This window comes from Barnesiella sp. CU968, from assembly GCF_905219685.1.
Taxonomy (GTDB): Bacteria; Bacteroidota; Bacteroidia; order Bacteroidales; family Muribaculaceae; genus Lepagella; species Lepagella muris_A.
This window is the reverse complement of record NZ_CAJMXD010000280.1, coordinates 1-3,962: the sequence shown is the minus strand read 5'-3', so window position 1 is coordinate 3,962 and position 3,962 is coordinate 1. Positions and strand designations below refer to the sequence as shown.

General features: G+C 49.1%; 3 protein-coding genes and 1 pseudogene. All 4 read right to left on the bottom strand.

Annotated elements, in window-relative coordinates:
- Nucleotides 1–62: 62 nt before the first annotated feature.
- Nucleotides 63–1,898 (bottom strand): IS66 family transposase, encoded by a 1,836-nt coding sequence (locus tag JX312_RS10205; protein WP_204457920.1) that lies wholly within the window; start codon nt 1,896–1,898, stop codon nt 63–65.
- Nucleotides 1,899–1,961: 63 nt separating this feature from the next.
- The gene (tnpB, locus tag JX312_RS10200; RefSeq protein ID WP_204457919.1) at nt 1,962–2,324 is read right to left on the bottom strand and encodes an IS66 family insertion sequence element accessory protein TnpB; all 363 of its coding nucleotides are present in this window, start codon (nt 2,322–2,324) and stop codon (nt 1,962–1,964) included.
- A 385-nt stretch (nt 2,325–2,709) separates the two neighbouring features.
- Nucleotides 2,710–3,516, bottom strand: coding sequence for a phage integrase N-terminal SAM-like domain-containing protein (locus JX312_RS10195; RefSeq protein ID WP_239653885.1), 807 nt, complete (start codon nt 3,514–3,516; stop codon nt 2,710–2,712).
- 27 nt (nt 3,517–3,543) lie between these two features.
- Nucleotides 3,544–3,962 (bottom strand): annotated as a pseudogene (locus tag JX312_RS10190) (restriction endonuclease subunit S); the annotation flags it as partial.

The following is a 3,962-nucleotide window of genomic DNA, read 5'->3' as shown; positions in this document are numbered from 1 at the left end:
GTAAACGTCCCATAAAGCGCATAACTCTCTTAAGTGTCCGAAGTTTCGGGCACTTCAATATTTCATGTCATTAAAAAAATATTACTGGCGAGGAGATTTAAACATTTTGCGGAGTAATGGTTGGGAAGCATCCCGCGAAGGTCATCTGAAGACAGAGTCGACCTTGCATGTCTGAACAGATTCGTGAAGTAGTCGGCTATGTTTACCGAGCACAACCGGCAACTCTCGGTCAGGGAGTGCATGAAGGCATGTTTCTTTGCCGCTTCCTCACTTCCGATATTGAGACAGTTCTTAAGCGAGAGTTTTATGGGCTTGACCCGCTGTTCGGACAAGTTGTTGGATATTTCCGGGACACCGGACTTCAGGATATTGGAGAGGTGGTCCCATTGATTACGGAGATACCCCACAGCTTTTTTGAGCAGTCCGACAGCCATAAGCCCGGGATCGTTCCACATTCTGTCGGCGGCAGCCTTTATCGTGTCGAGGACGGGCTTTGTGCGCTTGTTGCGATAAGCAAGCCTGCCGTCTTCCTTAAAGCCCAGCTCCTCGCATACAGCCTCGTTTTCAAAGAGGCTTCCTATCATGGAGATCATCTCCTCGCACGGCTTGCGGCATGAGGGAAGCGCATCGATGAAGTTCCGGCGCGCATGTGTCCAGCATCCGACGACAGTCACCCCGGGATACTCTTCGGTGTCGAAAAGCCGGTAGGCATTGTATCCGTCGCACGATATCAGCATTTCCAATGTCTCCGGATCAGAGTCAAAGAATGACTTCAGTACGCTTTGTCCCCGGCTTCCATCCTCATAGACATATTCCACCAGACCTTTCTCCCTGTTGTAAAACTCCCACAGATAGCGGTTAAGATACCTGCGCCCGAGTTCTCCGTTGTCCACCCCGACTGTCTGCAGGGTCTCGTCAATCATAAAATATCCGCCCTTCCGCATCTCCTCGCGGAAGGTCTCCCCGAGCATCGCCAGCAATGCGTCAGCACCCTGCATGTAAAAGCGGTTGAGCGTGGTGCGGGGTATGTGCGCCCCCATGTCCCGGAGCATCATCCTGACGCGTTTCTGAGGAAGATGATATGCGTACTTCTGAGTCATTATGAAAGCGATCATGGATGCCGACAGCATACAGCCGTCCACCGGGCATCTGGCGCGTATCCCCGAAGGCAGCGTGTCGCCGAACACAGCTTCTTTGTCTGCGTCTTCAGGAAGTTCCAGTATATAGCGTCTGTACGGGTAACGGTGGCATACGGTGCGTCCCGGTATATATTCGATCACCTCGAACCACATCTCGCCCGGAAGAAGCCTCGCACCTTTGGGGAGAACCATATTCTCTTCCATCGGATGCTCCACCACCTCGTCGAAACGGGCCTTCCCTTCAGGCTTTACTTTGGCTCTGACCTTGCTTCTGGATTTCGTGTTTTTCGCATCGTCCGCGCTCTGACAGCCGGAGTCGGCCGGCGGAGTGCCGTCCGAGTCATTCTCTTCCTCCGTCCGGTTCACTCCCTTACGGTTATTCAGCAGATTACGTTGTTCGGATGATCTCGCGTACTTCTTGGCTCTTGCGAGCTTTCCGGATGCCAATGCATCACCGAGCTGCGCCGCCAGCCCAGCGTTGGCCTCGGCCATGCGGTCGAGCCTTTTCTCAAACGACAGCCGCATCTTTTCCAGCTCCTCGGTATGTGATTTCCTGAGGCGCTCGATGTCCTCACGATGGGACTGACGCAACAGTTCCATGTCCTCGCGATGGGATTCTTTCGCTACGGAATTTTCTCGTCTCAGAGCCGCAATCTCGTCCTGCATGGCGCGCACCTGTGCCGACTTGGACGCGCTTTCAGCCTGAAAGTGCTCCATCATCTCGCGGTAGAATTCTATGTCGGCACGGTTGGTTTTCATGATACAAAGATACAAAAAGTCAATGACATACGCAAATATTTCAGCCGTTTAATTTACTATATATCAATCTTTTGAATCATTCACACCCGCCTCCGGAAGCTTGATTTCGGTGCGTTGCAGCCCCTCTGTGAGACAAACCAGATCCGCGTAGGAAATTTTGTATTTTCCGGTCCGGGAGTCGTATACAGGCCTTTTGAAGCGACCGTTCTCGGGGCGTTTCTCATATACCACATAAAATCCACGCTCATAGTGCAGCATGCGTATTATGGTGCAGCTGCGGTTGATGAATACATAGACGTTGCGGCTGTCGCGCGGATCCGACTTCATCTCTTCCCTGATGGTAGCGCACATGCGCATGTATCCGCCACGCAGGTTCGTCTTCCCATTGAAGATATAGAACCTCAGATTGTCGTTCAGCTCAAGCATAGCACCGGCTTAATCTTGTCAAGGAACTCGATCAGCCTCTCCACCTCCATGACATCCCGGTCAAGGACAAGGCCATTTTCAAACTCGATGTGCACCTTTGTTGTGCCTGCCGATGCCGTCGTAGATGGAAGATCCGTNACCTCCAGCTCGACCATTGTGGCCGGGGCGGCTGTCTTCCTGCTTTTGGAATATCCCATGCGCTTGCGCCATGAGATGTAACTCCTGTAGTCGATGTTTTCCTGCGTACAGATATCCTTGAGCGACATCTCTACCTGGAACTGCTCGACAAGGGTTTGGAATTCTGTGAAATCTTTTGCGGTCATAATCCATGATTTTTGGGTTGCTCCGCAAAATTAACACCGCCCAGCCGGTCAGGCAAGGCGGTTTATGGGACGTTTACCCTAAGACGATTCTCTACACCACTTATCGTCAGACGATTGTTAGGTTTCGATAAGGCAACGAAAAGAGCTGACTCGCAATCGTTACGCGAGGCGAGATAGTTCTGTAGATGCACCTTGGCGCGGGCATTGAAATATACCGTCCGCTCTTTGTTCCCTTTGCCAAGTACAACGCATTGACGTTCATTAAAATTTATGTCGGAAATATTGATATTAACCAATTCTCCTACACGCACTCCGGTTGAGACGAGAAAATCAATCATAGCTAAGTCTCGCAGTTCTGTGCAGGAATCGCGGAGTGTTTCAAGCTGTTCATCGCTGATTGTTTCCTTAACTGTAATTTCTGACCGCACCTTATGTATACGTCTCACGGGGCTTTTCACGATGTAATCCTCGTCTTCAAGCCATGAGAAAAAACTGGAGAAGATACGACGGATATTGTCAATCGTTGTCTTGCTCGAATTGTTTTTAGCTTGAAATTCCGAAAGATAACGGCGTATGTCATTGGTAGTGACTTCACGCAGCTCCATGCTGATAGTCGTAAGCCAAACACTTATAGTGTTTTGATAGTAATTCAGCGTTTTCTCCGAGCACCCCTCAATTCTTTTAGCCGAGATAAAGCTGCTGAGCAGTTCCTCATTTGCTTGTTTTGTGCGCTCCTTTTGGTTTGGAGCTACCACTATTTCATAGCCGCTCAGCTCTTGTTCGAGCGTCTTGCGCAATTCATACAACTGCGCCGGGGTCAAACTACCGCTCATCTTAGCGATGGTCCCATCGATTATAGCCTCTTTCATTGACGTTTTTTACCCCAATATAACAAACTATGCCGCTAAATCGCAATTTACCTCTTGCGGCATAACCGACACCTGACCGTTTATAAGCAACGGAAGCAATTCGTCACGTTGTTTGGTCAATTGTGAAATCTGCATTACATTATCAGTCCATTTATCGAATATCGGCTTTATCACATCAACAAATTCGTCTGTCACTTTTTGTGATGGTACAACGATAAGCATATCTTTAAGATATTTAAAGTGTCTGGAATATCCTGGATTAGGAATTGGAAGAGATGATACAAAAAGAAATAAGAACCATGGACTTATACGCTGGTTGTTAGAATATAATATTTGCGTGCCGTCAGCTCCTCTTCCAAAAGGAAATCCAAGATATTTCACTCTTGTCGAGTGGTCGCCAAAGAGTACTGCTGGATACCGATAAAGTATGTTATCCGAATCATCAG